The organism is Pantoea ananatis PA13, from assembly GCF_000233595.1.
GTDB lineage: Bacteria > Pseudomonadota > Gammaproteobacteria > Enterobacterales > Enterobacteriaceae > Pantoea > Pantoea ananatis.
This window is the reverse complement of record NC_017554.1, coordinates 3,496,104-3,514,524: the sequence shown is the minus strand read 5'-3', so window position 1 is coordinate 3,514,524 and position 18,421 is coordinate 3,496,104. Positions and strand designations below refer to the sequence as shown.

General features: G+C 56.4%; 14 protein-coding genes. 9 read left to right on the top strand and 5 right to left on the bottom strand.

Features of this window, described 5'->3' with window-relative positions; translation table 11 throughout:
* Positions 1-5: 5 nt before the first annotated feature.
* Together PAGR_RS16680 and sbcD are read right to left on the bottom strand one after the other, a co-directional pair.
* Positions 6-3,680 (bottom strand): AAA family ATPase, encoded by a 3,675-nt coding sequence (locus tag PAGR_RS16680; RefSeq protein WP_014606459.1) that lies wholly within the window; start codon positions 3,678-3,680, stop codon positions 6-8.
* The gene (gene sbcD / locus PAGR_RS16675) at positions 3,677-4,873 is read right to left on the bottom strand and encodes an exonuclease subunit SbcD (protein WP_014606458.1); all 1,197 of its coding nucleotides are present in this window, start codon (positions 4,871-4,873) and stop codon (positions 3,677-3,679) included. The genes PAGR_RS16680 and sbcD overlap by 4 nt, the downstream gene beginning before the upstream one ends.
* A gap of 197 nt (positions 4,874-5,070) precedes the next feature.
* On the opposite strand from sbcD, the gene phoB reads away from it, so the two are divergent.
* From phoB to proY, 6 genes are all read left to right on the top strand, one after another.
* Positions 5,071-5,760 (top strand): phosphate response regulator transcription factor PhoB, encoded by a 690-nt coding sequence (gene phoB, locus PAGR_RS16670; protein ID WP_014606457.1) that lies wholly within the window; start codon positions 5,071-5,073, stop codon positions 5,758-5,760.
* A 14-nt stretch (positions 5,761-5,774) separates the two neighbouring features.
* Positions 5,775-7,088: a phosphate regulon sensor histidine kinase PhoR gene (gene phoR / locus PAGR_RS16665; protein WP_013024845.1), complete on the top strand. Its 1,314-nt coding sequence runs from the start codon at positions 5,775-5,777 to the stop codon at positions 7,086-7,088.
* Between the two features lie 19 nt (positions 7,089-7,107).
* Positions 7,108-8,028 (top strand): PstS family phosphate ABC transporter substrate-binding protein, encoded by a 921-nt coding sequence (locus tag PAGR_RS16660; protein WP_014606456.1) that lies wholly within the window; start codon positions 7,108-7,110, stop codon positions 8,026-8,028.
* Positions 8,029-8,347: 319 nt separating this feature from the next.
* Positions 8,348-9,451, top strand: coding sequence for a cobalamin-independent methionine synthase II family protein (locus tag PAGR_RS16655; protein ID WP_014606455.1), 1,104 nt, complete (start codon positions 8,348-8,350; stop codon positions 9,449-9,451).
* A 390-nt stretch (positions 9,452-9,841) separates the two neighbouring features.
* A complete protein-coding gene (gene brnQ, locus PAGR_RS16650; protein ID WP_014593055.1) occupies positions 9,842-11,161 on the top strand; it encodes a branched-chain amino acid transport system II carrier protein in 1,320 nt (439 codons plus the stop codon).
* Positions 11,162-11,231: 70 nt separating this feature from the next.
* Entirely contained in the window at positions 11,232-12,578 is a 1,347-nt protein-coding gene (gene proY, locus PAGR_RS16645; protein WP_013024849.1) for a proline-specific permease ProY, read from the top strand.
* A 239-nt stretch (positions 12,579-12,817) separates the two neighbouring features.
* Here the strand turns inward: proY and PAGR_RS16635 are convergent, their stop codons facing one another.
* The 3 genes from PAGR_RS16635 to PAGR_RS16625 all read right to left on the bottom strand — a co-directional run bounded on the left by PAGR_RS16635 (position 12,818) and on the right by PAGR_RS16625 (position 15,700).
* Positions 12,818-14,086: a histidine-type phosphatase gene (locus tag PAGR_RS16635; protein WP_014593057.1), complete on the bottom strand. Its 1,269-nt coding sequence runs from the start codon at positions 14,084-14,086 to the stop codon at positions 12,818-12,820.
* Positions 14,086-14,898 carry an inositol monophosphatase family protein gene (locus PAGR_RS16630; protein WP_014606454.1) on the bottom strand — a complete coding sequence of 271 codons (813 nt, stop codon included), beginning with the start codon at positions 14,896-14,898 and terminating at the stop codon, positions 14,086-14,088. The genes PAGR_RS16635 and PAGR_RS16630 overlap by 1 nt, the downstream gene beginning before the upstream one ends.
* Positions 14,899-15,118: 220 nt before the next feature.
* Positions 15,119-15,700: an acyl carrier protein phosphodiesterase gene (locus PAGR_RS16625; RefSeq protein WP_014606453.1), complete on the bottom strand. Its 582-nt coding sequence runs from the start codon at positions 15,698-15,700 to the stop codon at positions 15,119-15,121.
* A 101-nt stretch (positions 15,701-15,801) separates the two neighbouring features.
* Here PAGR_RS16625 and queA point away from each other — a divergent pair, with 101 nt between their 5' ends.
* Genes queA through yajC form a run of 3 tightly spaced genes read left to right on the top strand, consistent with a single transcriptional unit; the run spans position 15,802 to position 18,397 of the window.
* Positions 15,802-16,872 (top strand): tRNA preQ1(34) S-adenosylmethionine ribosyltransferase-isomerase QueA, encoded by a 1,071-nt coding sequence (gene queA, locus PAGR_RS16620; RefSeq protein WP_014606452.1) that lies wholly within the window; start codon positions 15,802-15,804, stop codon positions 16,870-16,872.
* Between the two features lie 44 nt (positions 16,873-16,916).
* A complete protein-coding gene (gene tgt / locus PAGR_RS16615) occupies positions 16,917-18,065 on the top strand; it encodes a tRNA guanosine(34) transglycosylase Tgt (RefSeq protein ID WP_013024854.1) in 1,149 nt (382 codons plus the stop codon).
* The gene (gene yajC, locus PAGR_RS16610) at positions 18,065-18,397 is read left to right on the top strand and encodes a preprotein translocase subunit YajC (protein WP_006117993.1); all 333 of its coding nucleotides are present in this window, start codon (positions 18,065-18,067) and stop codon (positions 18,395-18,397) included. Before tgt ends, yajC begins: the two co-directional genes overlap by 1 nt.
* The last annotated feature ends 24 nt before the right edge of the window (positions 18,398-18,421 follow it).

Genomic DNA, 18,421 nt, shown 5'->3' with positions numbered 1-18,421 from the left:
ACCTCTTACGTACCCGGCAATTCAAGTTTGCTGTAACCCAGGCCATTCATTTTGCGGACCTTAATTTGCACCGGAATGCGCTCTTTCATCGCCTCGACGTGACTGATCACGCCAATGGTTTTTCCACTGGCATTGAGCGCATCCAGCGCATCCAGGGCGGTATCCAGCGTCTCTGCGTCCAGCGTGCCGAAACCCTCATCAAGAAATAATGACTCGATGCGCGTTTTATGGCTGACCAGATCGGACAGCGCCAGCGCCAGCGCAAGGCTCACCAGAAAGCTTTCTCCACCTGACAGCGTGCGGGTATCGCGTGCGCTGTCCGCCTGCCAGGTATCCACCACGTCCAGTTCCAGCGCATCGATGGCGCGGCGCTGTAAAAGGTAGCGACCATGCAGACGATCCAGCTGGCGGTTAGCCAGCGCCACCAGGTGATCGAGCGTGAGTCCCTGGGCAAAGCGCCGGAATTTATCCCCGGTCGCCGAGCCGATCAGATCGTTAAGCAACGCCCACTGCGCCAGCGTGGTTTCCTCCTGCGCAATCTGTGCCAGCAACGTTTGCTGCTGGGTCCGCAGGCTGGCGTCGCTTTGCAACTGCTGCTGCAGTTGTCCCTGCTGACTGGCGTTCTCCCTCAGGGAATGCCGCAACGCTTCCAGCTGTGTGGTCAGTGCATCGGCGGACTCAGGCATCTTATCGGGTTTAGCCTGCTCATGGGTTGCCAGCCGTTGCTGCAGCTCTGCCAGGCGGGATTGTTGATGGAGCAGATGCTGATCGATCTGCTGCAGTCGCTGGCGAAGCTGCTGCGCTTCATGCTCGTCAAGCAACGCGGCCCGCAGGCTCGCCTCGTCCGGGAATTCCGCCGCAGCCAGCGCAGCGTTGAAGTGCTGCTCAGCGTCCGTCAGGCGAGTGCCCAACCTGTGTAGCTGGCTCTCCAGCAACGTCAGTTGGCCGTGGAGGCGGCTGGCTTCAGCCTGAGACTGCTGCAGCCGTTCACGCTGCTGCGTCAGCTGCGCCTCATGATGCTCGACGCTCTCCTGCATCTGCCGACGGGCCTGAATGACATCCCGATCGCCAAACAACGCCTCACGCTGCTGACGTTTTTCGCGGTATTGCTGGTCCAGTGCGGCGAGCTGCTGCTGCTGCTGATTCAGGCGCTGCTGCTCAAGCTGCAGCTGTTGGCGCAGGGCGTCAGCCTGGCTTTCCGCACGCGCCAACTGAGGCTGCAAGTTAGCAAGCAACCGCTCACTTTCCTGCCACTGCTGCCAGCGCTGTTGCTGTTCAGCCAGCCAGCTGTCGCGCTGTGCGCTGTCAGGCAGCGTCAGGCCGAAGCCTGCGAATTGTTGCGCCAGCCCCTCCTGGAGCGGCTGAGCATTCGCCTGAGCCTGTTGGTGATGGCGCTGTATAGTCAGTAACGCCTGGTGTTCGTTCTCCAACTGCTGTTGCGCCAACTGCAGCGTTTGCTGGTGTTGCTGCTGTGTCTGCTGCTGCTGCAGATGCTGTTCTTTTGCCGCCTGATACGTTCGCTCGGCGTGTTCCAGCGTCTCTGTCTGCGAAGTTAATGCCTGTTCCTGACGGCTTTGCGCCTGCAGCCAGTGGTCCAGGGCGTCGGTGTCGTTCAGAGTGAAGGTAAGCGCAAGCTCACCGCTCAGTGCCTGCCAGCGCTGGGTCAATGCATCCAGCTGCTGCATTATACTGGCGAGCTCGTCGCGCAGAGACTGCTGCTGGCCCTTCAGGTGTTTTATCTGCTCATTTTTGGCCGTACCGGTTTCGCTCAGCGCTTCCACCTGTTTTTGCAGCACGGCTTTGCGCTGTTGGTTGGCGCTGACTTCGAGCGTGCGGTAGGTTTCAACCGCGGGATGTTCGCAGGAGCCGCATAAAGGGCAGGGTTGCCCGGCCTCCAGCCGCGCCCGGTGTTCTTCCAGATCGGCAATATGGCTTTCAAGCTGGCAAATCTTCTCCACATCGGTGAGTTGCTGTTTCTCCCGCTTCCATGTTTCCCGCAGCATCAGTAATTCAGCCTCAGCCTGCTGGCAGGCTTTTTCCAGATCCTGTAACCGTTTTTCATACTGACCGCGCTGCTGATGTAGCGGCTGCCACTGGGCTGCAAGTAACGTCAGCGTCTGACGTGCGTCACGCTGTTGAGTTAACTGCTTTAAGGCCTGACGCAAGGCTTCGGGAGGATGCGCCTTATGAAGCGATGTTAGTGCTTGCTCAGCGTCAGACAAGGTCTGCTGCGTAAGCTGCCCGGCCTGCTTCAATGGCGCAAGCTGTTGTTGCAGCTGTTCGACCTGCTGCTGGCGCTGATGAAGCTGCAGTGCCTGTTGCTGAATCTGCTGCGCCGACGCCGCCTGATCGGTTTCATGGCGGGCCAGTTGAGCAAAGCGGTCCTGCCACAGCGGAAGATTTTCGCCCCAAACCGGCATATCCGCCAGCTGTTGCCGACGCGACTGCTGCTGTGCCAGCGCCTGCTGGAGATCGCTGACCTTATATTGCTCGGTTTGCATCGCCTGTTCACGCTGCGTACAGCTCGCCTGCTGCTGTGCGGTTTCATGCTGCAGCTGTTGAATTTGCTGCTGCAGGGCCGAGAGCGCCTGATCGAGTGGAATAACCTGTCCGCTCAGTAGCGTTTCCTGCTGGTGCTGTTGCAAACGCACCTGTTCGCGCGCCGCTTCGGTTTCCTGATAACGCTGCTGCAACTGCTGCTGCTCGTGGGCCGCCGCCTGCATCTGCTGGTTTAACTGCTGCTGACGCTGTTGCAGCTCCGTGCGTTCAGTCTGCAGGTTGTCGCGCTGTTGCAGCGCACCGCGCAGTTTTTCTGCCGGTTCACTTCGTGCCAGACGCTGGCGATCGGCCTCTGCCGCCTGACTCGCCGCGTCGGCGGCCTGACGGGCGGCGTTCACCTGTTCAGCATCCGCGCTCAGCTGCTGTGCCAGCTGCAGCCACTGCTGCTGCCGCTGAGCGGTGTCAAACTGACGGCTGAGTTGCTGCTCGGCCTCAGTCAGGGCTGCCTCCTGTTGCTGCAGCCCGGCGCGGGTCGCCTCATCAAGCAGTGCCATGCCGTCTGCCCGACTGCGCATCAGTTCCAGCGCATTTTTGGCTTCTTTATGGCGCTCAAACGCGGCCATGGAAACCAGCCCGTAAATTTCCGTTCCGGTCAGCTCTTCCAGCAGCTCTGCGCGCTCATTCGCTTTGGCGTTAAGAAATGCGGCGAACTGGCCCTGTGACAGCATCATTGAACGGGTAAAACGTTCAAAATCCAGGCCGCTAAGCGTTTCGGTAAGCTTGAGCTTGTCGCCCACTTTGTCTGCAACGATCTGATTATCTGCGCAGCGAGCCAGCTCGACGCGGGGAGCCTGCAGTTTGCCGTCGGCCGTGCCTCGTGCGCGGTTCTGGCTCCAGAATGCCCGCCAGGCCTCGCCTTTGATTTCAAACTCGACTTCGGCCAGGCATTCGGCGCAGTCGCGCGTCATCAGCGGGTTGTGGCCCTGAGAAATCGCACCCAGGCGCGGCGTCTGGTGATACAGCGCCAGGCAGATAGCGTCCAGTAAGGTGGTTTTACCGGCACCTGTCGCGCCGGTAATGGCAAACAGACCATTACTGGCGAAAGGTTCGGTGCGAAAATCGATAAACCATTCTCCTTTCAGCGCATTCAGGTTTTTGAATCGCAGCGTGAGGATCTTCATGGGTTCGCCTCCAGGTCGGCCAGCGTCTGCTTAAACAGGGTCGTGACCTGGGCGATCTGCTTGTCATCAAGCTCCTCATTAAGCGCCAGGCGTCGGGCAAAAACCTCTTCGACCTTAAGTTCGCTCAGGGTTTCGTTATCCGTTTGCGCCAGGCTGTGCTGGCGCTGTTCACGACTGCGGCGTAACAGCAGTACTTCCACCGGTAAATCTGCCGTCAGCGCTTCAACCTGGCGCTGCAGATCGCTTAAGTACTCCTGGGTGGTGACTTCTATATCGAGCCAGACCGGCTTCTCTCCGCTGGGAGGGGAAAGGTGGGCGAGCTGCTCACTGATTTGCGCCAGGGAGCCTTTAAGCATCTGCATCGGCTGGAAGGTGGGAACCGGCAGGGTCAGGGTTTCCAGGCCGCGCGGGCTGAAAGTCAGCAGACAGACACTTTTTTCGCTGCCCAGCTCGTCAAAGCTCAGCGGAATAGGGGAGCCGCTGTAGCGAATATGGTCGCTGTTCGCGACGCGCTGAGCGCGATGAATATGTCCAAGGGCGATGTAATCGGCCGGCGGAAACGCCGAGGCAGAAAACGCATCCAGCGTGCCGATGTAGATATCGCGCACGGAGTCACTTTTGCTGACGCCAAGGGCGGTAAGGTGGCCGGTCGCCACGATCGGCAGGGACATGTTCAGCGCCTGTGCCGCCGCAAAGCTGCGCTGATAATGGGCGCTGATGGCCTCCAGCAGGCTGAGCTGTTTATCCCGTCCAGACTGACCGGCCTGGCTGCGCATAATGTCGCGCGGGCGCAGATAGGGAATCGCGCACAGCAGCGCGCCGGGTTCACCCTGACGGGTTGTCAGGATCATGACGTCGTCACTCTCCTGCGGCGTGGCAACGACCCGGGTGTTCAGACAGGCCAGCAGTTCGCGCGATTCATTCAGCGTTGCCACCGAGTCATGATTGCCCGCCAGCACCACCAGTTGACAGCCGCTGGGCTGTAACGCCACCACGAAGCGGTTAAACATTTCACGCGCATAGCTGGGCGGCGTACCGGTATCAAACAGGTCACCCGCCACAATCAGCGCATCGACCTGATGCTGTTCGATCTGTATTAACAGCCAGTCAAGAAAGGCCTGGTGCTCGGCGGCGCGGCTCTTGTTATAGAAGAACTGCCCCAGGTGCCAGTCCGCGGTGTGAATAATGCGCATAAAACTCCCTGCCAAATCGATTTGCCCGGCAATTATACTGGCTCAGTCACTAAAGCCACAAAACATGTCGTCATGTTGTCATAAATGGTTGTTGCAGGCCGGTTTTTATGGCTAACTTTTTCATAAAAGTGTCACAAAACTGACGCATAATGGCGCCGCAAATATCAGTGAAAGCCGTCCTACCTGCAGGAGTAATAATGGCTAAGCGCATTTTAGTTGTGGAAGATGAAGCTCCAATCCGTGAAATGTTATGTTTCGTACTGGAACAAAACGATTATCAGCCGATTGAGGCAGAAGATTATGACAGCGCCGTCAGCAAGCTGATTGAACCCTGGCCTGACCTGATCCTGCTGGACTGGATGTTACCCGGCGGCAGCGGCATACAATTTATTAAACATCTTAAGCGTGAAGCCATGACGCGTGATATACCGGTCATGATGCTCACCGCGCGCGGCGAGGAAGAAGATCGGGTACGCGGACTGGAAGTCGGTGCCGATGACTACATCACCAAACCGTTTTCCCCGAAAGAGCTGATGGCGCGAATTAAAGCCGTTATGCGTCGTATTTCGCCGATGGCGGTAGAAGATGTGATCGAAATGCAGGGCCTGAGCCTGGATCCCTCTTCGCATCGCGTGATGTCAGAAACCACACCGCTGGAAATGGGGCCGACAGAATACAAGCTGCTGCATTTCTTTATGACCCATCCTGAACGTGTTTACAGCCGTGAGCAGTTACTCAATCATGTCTGGGGCACTAACGTCTATGTTGAAGATCGTACGGTTGACGTTCATATTCGTCGTTTACGTAAGGCGCTGGAACTGACCGGCCACGATCGCATGGTACAAACCGTACGCGGAACAGGTTATCGTTTCTCTGCCCGCTTTTAAACGGAGCTTTAACCGTGCTGGAACGCCTCTCCTGGAAGAGATTACTGTCCGAACTGGTGCTGGCGTGTCTGCCTGCGCTGGTGCTCGGCCTGCTGTTCGGCTATTTGCCGTGGCTGCTGTTACTGAGCGTAGTCGGTATTTTACTGTGGCATTTTTACAACCTGATGCGCCTGTCTCACTGGCTGTGGCTGGATCGCACGATGACGCCACCGTCCGGACAGGCCAGTTGGGAACCGCTGTTTTACGGGTTGTATCAAATGCAACTGCGCAACCGGCGGCGGCGGCGCGAATTAGGTAATCTGATTAAGCGGTTTCGCAGCGGCGCGGAGTCGCTGCCGGACGCCGTGATACTTACCACCGAAGAGGGCACTATTTTCTGGTGCAACGGCCTGGCCCAGCAGCACCTGGGGCTGCGCTGGCCAGAAGATAACGGGCAAAATATCCTTAATCTGCTGCGTTATCCTGAATTTTCTCGCTATCTGCGGCAACGTGATTTCGATAAGCCGCTTACGCTGGTGCTGAATAACCAGCACCACATGGAATTCCGTGTGATGCCCTACAGCGAAGGCCAGTGGCTGATGGTGGCTCGCGACGTAACCCAGATGCATCAGCTTGAAGGGGCACGGCGAAACTTCTTTGCCAACGTCAGCCATGAACTGCGCACGCCTTTAACGGTGCTTCAGGGCTATCTGGAAATGATGAATGACTCCGTCATGAATCAGCGCTCACGGGACAAAGCGTTGCACACCATGTCGGAGCAAACCCGGCGAATGGATAGCCTGGTCAAACAGCTCCTGACGCTGTCGCGCATCGAGGCGGCTCCGGCCATTAATCTGAAAGAAAAGGTTGATGTACCGGTTATGCTCAAACTCCTGCAGCATGAAGCTGAAACCCTGAGCGGCGGACGTCACGCCATCCATTTTCATACCGATCCTCACCTGAAAGTGTTTGGCAATGATGAACAATTACGCAGTGCTATCTCCAACCTGGTCTACAACGCGGTGAACCACACGCCCGAGGGGACGCGCATTGATATCAGCTGGCTGCGCAGCAAGCAGGGCGCGGTATTTACAGTCTGTGATAACGGCCCCGGCATTCCACCTGAGCACATCCCGCGCCTGACAGAGCGGTTTTATCGGGTGGATAAAGCGCGTTCACGTGCGACCGGCGGCAGCGGTCTTGGGCTGGCCATCGTGAAGCATGCGCTCAGCCATCACAATGCGCGGCTGGAGATCACCAGCATCCCGCACCAGGAAACCTGTTTTACCTTTACCCTGGCACCACGGTTGATTGTGACTAACGGGATGCAGGAGAATGCGGTTCATTAACTGCTGACGGACCGGAACGATGCGCCTTCTTTTTTTGCTGTTCTTTTCTCTCTTGCCTGCCTTGGTGCAGGCACAGCCTGTGATGCTTTCAGGCAATCTCAGCAGCGCAGGCTCGGACACGCTCGGCTATCTGATGACCCTGTGGGGCGATGACTTTAGCCGTCAGTCACCCGGGGTAAATGTGCAGGTTCAGGCATCGGGCTCCTCAACGGCGCCAACCGCGCTGACAGCCGGATCCGTCCAGTTAGGGGCAATGAGCCGTCCCATGCAGGCGGATGAGCGCCAGGCGTTTGAGGCGCGATACGGATATCCTCCGTTGGCCGTGCCGGTAGCGATGGACGCGTTGGTGGTGGTGGTCAACCAGCGCAATCCGCTGACGTCCATCGATCCCCACCAGCTTGATGCGTTGTTCTCCGTCACGCGTCTGTGTGGCGCAAACCAGGTGCCCGAACGCTGGGGCGATTTGGGTCTGCATCAGGCTGAGTGGCAGCAGCGATCTATCCAGCGCTATGGCCGCAACTCGGCCTCCGGCACATGGGGATTCTTCAAGCAGCAGGCGCTGTGTCAGGGCGATTTCCGCAACGACGTGGCGGAGTTTCCCGGCTCGGCGGCGGTGGTACAGGCGGTCGCCGGGGATCCGCGCAGCATCGGTTATGCCAGCTTCGGTTTTCACCTGAGTGGGGTAAAACTGCTGCCGGTTATCACAAAAAGGGGGGAAGCCGTTGCGCCTGATCCTGAATCCATCCGCAGCGGTCGCTATCCCTGGGCACGTCCGCTCTATCTGTACGTTAATAAAGTGCCAGGTAAGCCCTTGCCGCCGTTGTTAGCCGCCTTTCTGGAACAGGTTCTGTCTAGTGCAGGGCAGCAGCGCGTCATCGAGGCCGGCTATCTGCCGCTGTCTGAAACGCAAATGAACCTGGCGCGCGCCTCCCTCCGGTAAGTTTCCCCGCTCGCCCACAGGCGAAGGGGTTACCGCCTTCGCCCATGTTTTCCCGTTCCTGCCGCATGGCTGGCGGGGACCTGTGCCGCATCAGGGGCATAAATTCCCGCCGATTGCCTCGGTGCAAACCTCAAGGGGAGCACAGTCAGAATCCGGCCTCGCAACATGAAATTATTTCATCTCAAGTGAATATTATTCGTTTGCACGTGAGCACATCGCGTGGGAATCTACATCCAGACGTTTAGCCATCTGGAAGGCTAAAATAACATTGTGTAACTATTCCCGCCCGAAATTATCTGGCCGGTGACCAGGAGTGATCATGCAAAGACAAACCGCCCCGTTTCGCGCCGACACCGTTGGCAGCTTTCTTCGTCCCGCCGCTATTAAGCATGCCCGCGAAAAATTTCATGCGGGTGAGATCGACGCTGATGAACTGCGCGATATTGAAAACGACGCGATTCGGGACGTGGTCGCGAAGCAGCGTGAAAATGGCCTTAAGGTCGTGACCGATGGCGAATTTCGCCGCGGCTGGTGGCATTTTGACTTTTTCTACGGTCTGAAAGGTGTTGAGCATTTTGAAGCCGAGCAGGGCATTCAGTTCAACGGCGTGCAGACGAAAGCGCACGGCGTAAAAATCACCGGCAAACTGGGTTTTGACGGGCATCCGATGCTGGATCATTTTCGTTTCCTGCAGAGCGTAGCAGGTGATGCGGTAGCCAAAATGACGATTCCCAGCCCGAGCGTGCTGCATTTTCGCGGCGGCCGAAAAGTCATCGACGCTGACGTTTACCCCGATCTCGATGTGTACTTTGACGATCTGGCACAGACCTACAAAGAGGCGATCAAAGCTTTTTACGACGCGGGCTGTCGCTACTTACAGCTGGACGATACCGTCTGGGCCTACCTTTGTTCAGACGATCAAAAGCGGGAGATCCGCGAACGTGGCGACGATCCAGACCAGCTGGCCCGCACCTACGCGCGCGTCCTGAATAAGGCGTTAGAAGGGAAACCGGCCGACCTGACCGTAGGCCTGCATGTGTGCCGTGGCAATTTCCGCTCCACCTGGATTTCTGAAGGTGGCTACGAACCGGTGGCCGAGATCCTGTTCGGCTCCGTGAATGTGGATGCGTTTTTCCTTGAATACGACAATCATCGCTCTGGCGGATTCGAACCACTGCGGTTCATCAAGCCCGGCCATCAGCAGGCGGTGCTTGGCTTAATTACCACGAAGGTGGGTGAACTGGAAGATGCCGAACAGGTGAAAGCGCGCCTGCAGGAAGCGACCCAGTACATCAGCCTCGATCAGATTTGCCTCAGTCCGCAGTGTGGTTTTGCCTCGACGGAAGAGGGCAACAGCCTGAGCGAAGCAGAGCAGTGGCAGAAGATTCGACTGGTCGTGAACGTCGCGAATCAGGTCTGGTGATAGCGGAATGTGTGCAGCGTGGCGCAATAAATGCGCCACTTGTGCATACAAACCCGCATTTATGCTGATATTTACCATCGCTTGTTTATTTTTAAAGCACATCATCTGATGCTGTTGCAGAGAATATTGATGTGATCCTCTAATATTGATTCAAATTGCGAAATAACCCTCTGGTTTTCCGATCCCGTATTGCCTTTCTTCGCTATAAACGTTTTACTTACCGCCGTTGTCGATTTATCCCTCTGTGAACAGAAAAAAAGCAGCTTAAATCACCTGCGCTAAACCAGACGCTGCGCATAATGCGCTGTCATCATCTGGTCGGTCGTTGTATTAACGCAGCGAGGGGGCAACGCAAACTTATCTTTCATCGCAACATCAGTGACAGGCCGTATGACACATCGTTTAACCGTTAAAGACATTCTCGCGCTGGGCTTCATGACGTTTGCCCTGTTTGTTGGTGCGGGTAACATCATCTTTCCTCCCATGGTGGGTATTCAGTCAGGCGAACATGTCTGGGTGGCCGCTATTGGTTTTCTGCTTACCGCAGTCGGTCTGCCCGTTATCACCGTGATCGCGCTTGCGCGCGTCGGCGGCGGGATTGATGCCCTGAGCACGCCCATCGGCAAAGTTGCGGGTGTGGTTCTGGCCACGGTCTGCTACCTGGCGGTAGGGCCGCTTTTTGCCACGCCGCGTACCGCCACGGTCTCATTTGAGGTGGGCATTGCTCCACTTACCGGCGATGGCGAGCTGCCGCTGTTTATCTACAGCCTGATTTACTTTGTGCTGGTGATGGTGATTTCCCTCTATCCGGGGAAATTGCTGGATACGGTCGGCCATTTTCTGGCACCGCTAAAAATTGCAGCCCTGACGCTGCTGGGCGTCGCGGCTCTGCTGTGGCCGGCGGGAGGAACGATTCCTGCGACGGCGGACTATCAGCGCGCCGCATTTTCCAGTGGTTTTGTTAACGGCTATCTCACCATGGATACGCTGGGCGCAATGGTCTTCGGCATTGTCATCGTTAACGCCGCACGTTCGCGCGGGATTGATAATGCGGCGCTGTTAACCCGTTACACGGTTTTAGCCGGGGTTATCGCCGGCATTGGTTTGACCCTGGTTTACCTTAGTCTGTTTAAACTGGGCGCAGGCAGTGGTGCATTAGTGGATCAGAATGCCAACGGTGCGGCAATTCTCCATGCTTACGTTCAGCAGACCTTTGGTGATATGGGCAGCTTCTTCCTTGCCGCCCTGATTTTTATTGCCTGTATGGTGACCGCGGTCGGGCTGACCTGTGCCTGCGCAGAGTTTTTCGCGCAGTATTTGCCCTTGTCTTACAAAACGCTGGTCTTTGTACTGGGCCTGTTCTCGATGGTGGTATCGAACCTGGGGCTGAGCCATCTGATTCAGATTTCGATTCCGGTGCTGACGGCTATTTATCCGCCTTGTATCGTGCTGGTCGTGCTGAGTTTTACGCTGAACTGGTGGAATAAAAGCAGCCGTATTATCGCGCCGACTATGCTGGTCAGCCTGCTCTTTGGTATCCTTGACGCCATCAAAACCACCGGGTTTACAGCAGCGTTACCCGCATTGAGTCAGCATCTGCCGTTAGCCGACCAGGGCCTTGCCTGGTTGCCGCCATCACTGGTGATGTTGCTGATTGTGGCGCTGGTTGATCGGTTAAAAGGGGCTGAACAGGTGTCGGTTCACTCGTAACGGCTAAGATCGATTCTTCTTTAACCACGGGCTTGCCCGTGGTTTTTTCATTTCACAGGTACAGGTTGTTATGCAAGAAACCAACAAGCTCAAACGCGGACTGAGCACGCGCCACATCCGTTTTATGGCGCTGGGATCGGCGATCGGCACCGGGCTGTTCTACGGCTCGGCGGACGCCATCAAAATGGCGGGCCCCAGCGTGCTGCTGGCCTATATTATTGGCGGTGCGGTGGCGTACATCATCATGCGCGCGCTGGGGGAGATGTCGGTCAATAACCCTCAGGCCAGCTCTTTTTCCCGCTATGCGCAGGATTATCTCGGGCCAATGGCGGGTTACATCACCGGCTGGACCTACTGCTTTGAAATTTTGATCGTGGCCATTGCCGATGTCACCGCGTTCGGGATCTATATGGGCGTCTGGTTTCCGGAGGTGCCGCACTGGATCTGGGTGCTGAGCGTGGTGCTGATCATCGGCGCGGTCAATCTGATGAGCGTGAAGGTGTTTGGTGAGGTGGAGTTCTGGTTCTCTTTCTTTAAGGTCGCGACCATTATTGTGATGATTCTGGCCGGGTTTGGCATGATCGTCTGGGGGATTGGCAACGGCGGCCAACCGACCGGTATCCATAACCTGTGGACCAATGGCGGCTTTTTTGCCCACGGTATCGTTGGGATGTTGCTGTCGCTGCAGATGGTGATGTTTGCCTACGGCGGCATTGAAATCATCGGTATTACGGCGGGTGAGGCCAAAGATCCGGCAACCTCTATCCCACGCGCTATCAACTCGGTTCCGATGCGTATCCTGGTGTTTTACGTGGGCACGCTGTTTGTCATCATGTCCATTTACCCGTGGAATCAGGTCGGCACTAACGGCAGCCCGTTTGTTCTGACGTTCCAGCATCTGGGCATTGCCGCCGCCGCGTCCATCCTGAATTTTGTTGTGCTGACCGCCTCGCTGTCGGCGATAAACAGCGATGTCTTCGGCGTGGGGCGTATGTTGCACGGCATGGCTCAGCAGGGCCATGCACCCAAAATGTTTATGAAGGTCTCTAAACGCGGTATTCCCTGGGTGACGGTGGTGGTGATGATGTTCGCCATGTTGATTGCGGTGTATCTCAACTACCTGATGCCAGAAAAAGTCTTTCTGGTTATCGCCTCGCTGGCGACCTTTGCCACCGTTTGGGTCTGGATCATGATTCTGCTGTCGCAGATGGCGTTTCGACGCAAGATCGGCAAAGCGGCCGCCCGGACGTTAACCTTTGCCTTGCCCGGTGGAAGCTGGACGGCAGGCGCAGGCGTGGCGTTTTTATGTTTCATCATTGGCCTGATCGGCTATTTCCCGGATACCCGCGTTTCGCTGTATGTCGGGATGGTATGGATCGTGGTGCTGTTGCTGGGCTATAAGCTGGTGCGCAAATAACCCACGCTTGCTGTCCCGGTCCCGATATGTGCGGGGTTGGGACAGCCAATAATGACCGGCAACACAAAATAAAATCGGCGAAATGACTCGCCGAAACGGGACAGGGCAAGTGAAACAAACAGAGGGATGATTGACAAAATCATGCTAATGCAAAATGCATCCCCGTTAAATAAGTTGCCGTAAAATAAGACAAATGCCAGCGCGCGCATCAGCGTAAACGCCCGGCCTGTCTGGGTTCATTAGCCCGAAGGCGGCAAGATCATGCTGACCGGAGCCATCGCGTCGTTATCCAGGTGTTTACCCAACTGCGTCAGGGCAGCCTGCAACGGGCACAGCGTCCCGACTGCGGTGATTTGACATCCGGGCTGCCGCCACTCCTGACGTAAAAGCGGATGGCTGTCGTTCACGGGTTGTAACTGACGCAGGCCGTCCAGACTTTGTGCCTGAAAATAGAGGCGCAGGAAGCGCTGATGCGTCTTACTGTCGCGCCAGCGTTCCAGTACCAGACTGCTGCCAGGGGGGATATTGCCCCGCGTATAACCAGGCAGTTGCCATTCAAATCCCATTAAGCGGCGCACCATCGCAATGTTGGTGTCATGTGCCACCAGAAGCAGCCAGCGCACGTCAGGGTCGTTACCTTTAATGGCCTCAAGCATCTGGGACAGCAGCAGGGAACCGTGACGTTGTGCCATATAGAGCACGTCATTGCTGAGATCATAATTAGTGGTGAGCAGAGGAAGCAGAGCGGTGATCTGCCGGGCAGAGGTGATGTGTCCCCATGCCAGTTTCGCGAAAGGGAGGTTCTCGCTGTAGCCCAAACGCAACGTCTCGACCATGGCGGCCATGGCGCTAAGGCCCTCAACATAGACGCTTCCGCTTTTCGTCTGTTTCAACGCCCACGGACGATCGAAAAAGGGGCAATCGCTGCCGGGCCGGCATACCGACTGTTTAAGCAGCGTGATCGCGGGCTGAAGCTGCTGCTGACGCTGCGCTAAATCCCCGGCCGCGTCACGTTTTGCCTCTCGTTCACGTTGGGGATCGGTATGGGCAAAGGGCAGTTTCTCGGTTTGAAAGAGAGGATCGATGTCGCCGGCAACGGTATGAATCGCCACGCCACAGCCGGGAAACGCGCCATCCACCAACGCCTCGGCAGTCGCCCGCGTGCGCTGCAGCGGGCTGGCACGGACATAGATCGCCTTCGCGTCAGGGCAACCTGCGTTAAGTAAACCCAACTGGCGATAGTGGTCGCCTTCCCAGCGGGCCTTATTGACGACCGCGCTGTAGCCATGGCCCGTCAGTTCGCCGTCCGCCGTGCTCCAGACGTACCACGGCTGCTGGCTTGCCGCTTCAATCTCTGTGCGGTTACCCGGCGTCGGCGGACGTACCCCGTGTCGGCTCAGCTCCACGACTTTCTCAAGTTGGTACTCGGGGGCGGCGTACAGCGGCCCCGCCAGGAGCCAAAAAGTGCAGAGCATAAACCAATGTCGGGGCAGGTAGGCAGACATCATCAATCCTCAATTTCGTGCGTGGCGAGCAGCGCTTTAATTTGCGGATAGATTACCGCATTCGCCAGCAAAACAGGATTGCCCTTTTTCAGTCCGTCGTTGCGCATATAATCGTTAGTCACCCCACCGGCCTCGCGCATCAATACGATGCCCGGCAGGCCGTCCCACGGATGCATATGCGCTTCATAATAGCCAATCAAGCGACCTGCAGCGGCCCAGGCACTGGTTAACGCGCCGGAGCCGATGCGAATAAACATCCCGCCTTGCCTGAGCAGGGCATCGATGAGCTGCGTCACGTGCTCTCCGGGAATCCGACTGGAATTACTGATTCCCAGCAGGCCCTCATTAAGCTGTTGGGCTTTATGCACCTCAAGTCGGGTATCGTTGAGCCAGGCACCACTGCCTTTGCGGGCATGAAACAGTTCGTGATGATTGGGATCGCAAATCACGCCCACGACGGGCTCACAGTCGCAAACAATTGCCAGCGATACGCACCAGTTATGCAACCCGTTCACAAAACAGGCGGTGCCATCGATGGGATCGATCACCCATACAATACGGGCACCCTGAGTGTCACCGCCGCTCTCTTCTCCCAGAACGGCATCATCAGGATAGCGCTCCGAAATCAGTGACTTAATTAATTCTTCAACGTTGCGGTCAGCGTCACTGACCACATCCTGAAGGTCCCTCTTATGTTCCACCACCAGTTTTTGACGCTGTTGATACCATGACCAGGCGCGGCTTGCGGCCGCACGGGCGATTTCGCAGGCGTAATGATAGCGCGCGTCAATCTCAGAATGCGAAGCGGATGACATGTTTCCCTCTTATGATTTTTAAAACATATCGGATAAAGGAAGCGCCTGAACAGGCGGTCTGACAGTGAGAGCATCGTGAATCATAGTTAAGCAAGACTTATTAAGCCGCAGACCGGAACCAATGGCAATACGGCCGTGCTACTGACTGCGCGCTTTTTCAGCGTTACAGGTTTGTGGTGCGATGAAATGCGCTCACAAACCTGACGCCGTCAGGGGAAGGTTACAACTGTTGATCGGCTGCCAGCTGCATCAGACGCGGATAAAACTGAAAAAAGCAGGCCTCAAACGCGGAGTAATGCGCCGTAAAATCGTGATAAGAGTCGCGCAGGGCGGCCAGCCTGGGGCGACGGCTCGCCATGCCATTCAGTACCCGTTCGAGACGTTCCGGGTCGGCGTAATGTTCGAACCAGCGTTCACGCCACATTACGGCATTGAGCGCTTTAAATTCGTCGGGTGTGGCAGCCAGCTGCGGAACAATTTCGCTTTCGGCGTTGGCCGAAAATTGTTTTAGCGAGTGCGCCTGATGGAAGCGATCCCAGTGACGCGCCAGAAAATGGTCCCAAACGACATCCAGCGTAATGGGCGCAACGCGGTAGGTTTCTGCCCGAAAAAGCTGGCGTGCCTCACGCACTTCCGGCAGGGCATCGGTCATGACATCAAGCCGGCGATGCATCAGAATGCCGTCGGCCACCGGTTTGGGCCAGTGTTGATGCGGCGCACCGCGAACAAAATCCGCCATCAGATTGCCGAGGAGTGAGCTGTCTGCAAGATGGGCTAAGTGAAGATGAGCAAGAAAATTCATGCGCTATTATAAGCGCAACTCGCTTTGCGCAGCCAGTTGTTCAGAATTGTTCGATTTTCCGCTAAACTGTGCCGCCTGTTTTTCTGAGTAAGAAGTCTTTCATGCGTGTCGCCGATTTTGCTTTTGAATTGCCCGAATCCCTTATCGCCCATTACCCTCAGGCGCAGCGTAGCGGTTGTCGCTTGCTGTCGCTGGACGGCCCGAGCGGGGCGCTGGCCCATGGCGTTTTTACCGATGTACTGGACAAGCTTCAGCCTGGCGATCTGCTGGTGTTTAACAACACGCGCGTGATCCCGGCCCGGGTGTTCGGGCGTAAAGCAAGCGGCGGCAAAATTGAAATGCTGGTAGAGCGCATGCTTGATGACAAGCGCGTGCTGGCACACGTTCGGGCGTCCAAAGCGCCGAAGCCAGGCGCAGAATTGCTGCTGGGCGACGATGAGAGCGTGAAAGCCACGATGGTCGCGCGTCACGATGCGCTGTTCGAGATTGCATTCGAAGACGATCGTGCCGTGCTGGACATTCTCAACAGCGTAGGCCATATGCCGCTGCCGCCGTACATTGACCGCCCGGATGAAGAAGCGGATCGCGAGCTTTACCAGACGGTCTACAGCGCGCGCCCTGGCGCCGTGGCGGCACCGACCGCCGGCCTGCACTTTGACGAACCCTTAATTCAGGCGCTAAAAGACAAAGGCGTTGAGATGGCTTTTGTCACCTTGCACGTTGGGGCAGGGACGTTCCAGCCGGTACGCGTAGAGACGATTGAAGAGCACCATATGCACGCCGAATATGCGGAAGTGCCGCAGGAGGTGGTGGATGCGGTGCTGGCCTGCAAAGCGCGCGGCAACAAGGTGGTGGCGGTAGGCACCACCTCGGTACGCTCGCTGGAAAGCGCAGCCAAAGCCAGTCAGGATGCGCTGATTGCGCCATTCTTTGATGACACCCAAATCTTTATCTATCCGGGCTATGAGTATCAGGTAATTGATGCGCTGATCACCAATTTCCACTTGCCCGAATCGACGTTGATCATGCTGGTCTCGGCCTTTGCCGGTTATCAGCACACGATGGCTGCTTATCGTGCGGCGGTGGCGGAAGAATACCGTTTCTTCAGCTACGGCGACGCGATGTTTATCAGCAAAAACCCCCAGGCGCTGCTGGAAAAAGTGGGCGCCTGATCTGTTTACTTTGAACATCGGACTGTTTCTCCGATGGAGGTCTTGTGAAATTTGAGCTTGATACCACAGACGGTCGCGCGCGTCGCGGTCGTCTGATTTTCGATCGTGGCGTGGTGGAAACCCCGGCCTTTATGCCCGTGGGCACCTATGGCACTGTGAAGGGCATGACGCCGGAAGAAGTGCAGGAAACCGGCGCGCAAATTATTTTGGGCAACACCTTCCACCTCTGGCTGCGTCCCGGCCAGGAAATCATGAAGCTGCACGGCGATTTGCATGATTTTATGCAGTGGAAAGGCCCTATTCTGACCGATTCCGGCGGCTTCCAGGTCTTCAGCCTGGGCGATATTCGTAAGATCACCGAAGCCGGCGTCCATTTCCGCAACCCGATCAACGGCGATTCTATCTTCCTCGATCCGGAAAAATCGATGGAGATCCAGTACGACCTGGGATCGGACATCGTGATGATCTTTGATGAGTGCACGCCGTACCCGGCGGACTGGGATTATGCCAAGCGCTCCATGGAGATGTCTCTGCGCTGGGCACAACGCAGTCGCGACCGTTTTGACAGCCTGGGTAACAAAAATGCGCTGTTTGGCATTATTCAGGGTTCGGTTTACGAAGATTTACGTGATGTCTCTGTGAAAGGTCTGGTAGAGATCGGCTTTGATGGGTACGCTGTGGGCGGCCTGGCGGTCGGTGAACCGAAAGAGGATATGCACCGTATTCTTGAGCATGTTTGCCCGCAGATCCCAGCGGATAAACCGCGTTACCTGATGGGCGTGGGTAAACCTGAGGATCTGGTCGAGGGCGTACGTCGCGGCGTGGATATGTTTGACTGCGTCATGCCAACGCGCAATGCGCGCAATGGCCACTTATTTGTGACCGATGGCGTGGTAAAAATTCGCAATGCCAAGCATAAAGATGATGTTTCGCCGCTGGATGCAGAGTGCGATTGTTACACCTGTCGCAATTACAGCCGCGCGTACTTGCATCATCTTGATCGCTGTAACGAAATACTGGGCGCGCGTCTCAACACGATTCATAACCTGCGCTACTACCAGCGTCTGATGGCGGGTTTACGCCAGGCTATCGAAGAGGGTAAATTAGAGCGCTTTGTTAGCGAGTTCTACCAACGGACGGGCAAAGCGGTTCCGCCTTTAACGTCTGATAATTCATCAATGAGGGAAATTTAATGAGCTTTTTCATTTCTGACGCTGTGGCTGCAGCAGGCGCACCGTCTCAGGGAAGTCCGTATTCTCTGGTGATCATGCTGGTCGTCTTCGGCCTGATCTTTTACTTCATGATCCTGCGCCCGCAGCAGAAGCGTGCAAAAGAGCATAAGAAGCTGATGGATTCTATCTCCAAAGGTGATGAAGTCCTGACGAATGGTGGCCTGGTGGGTCGCGTAACCAAAGTGGCAGAAACCGGCTACATTGCGATTGCGCTGAACGACACTACTGAAGTGGTTATTAAACGTGATTTCGTGGCTGCCGTCCTGCCGAAAGGTTCTATGAAGGCGCTGTAATTTTTACTTCCCTAAGGGAACTGC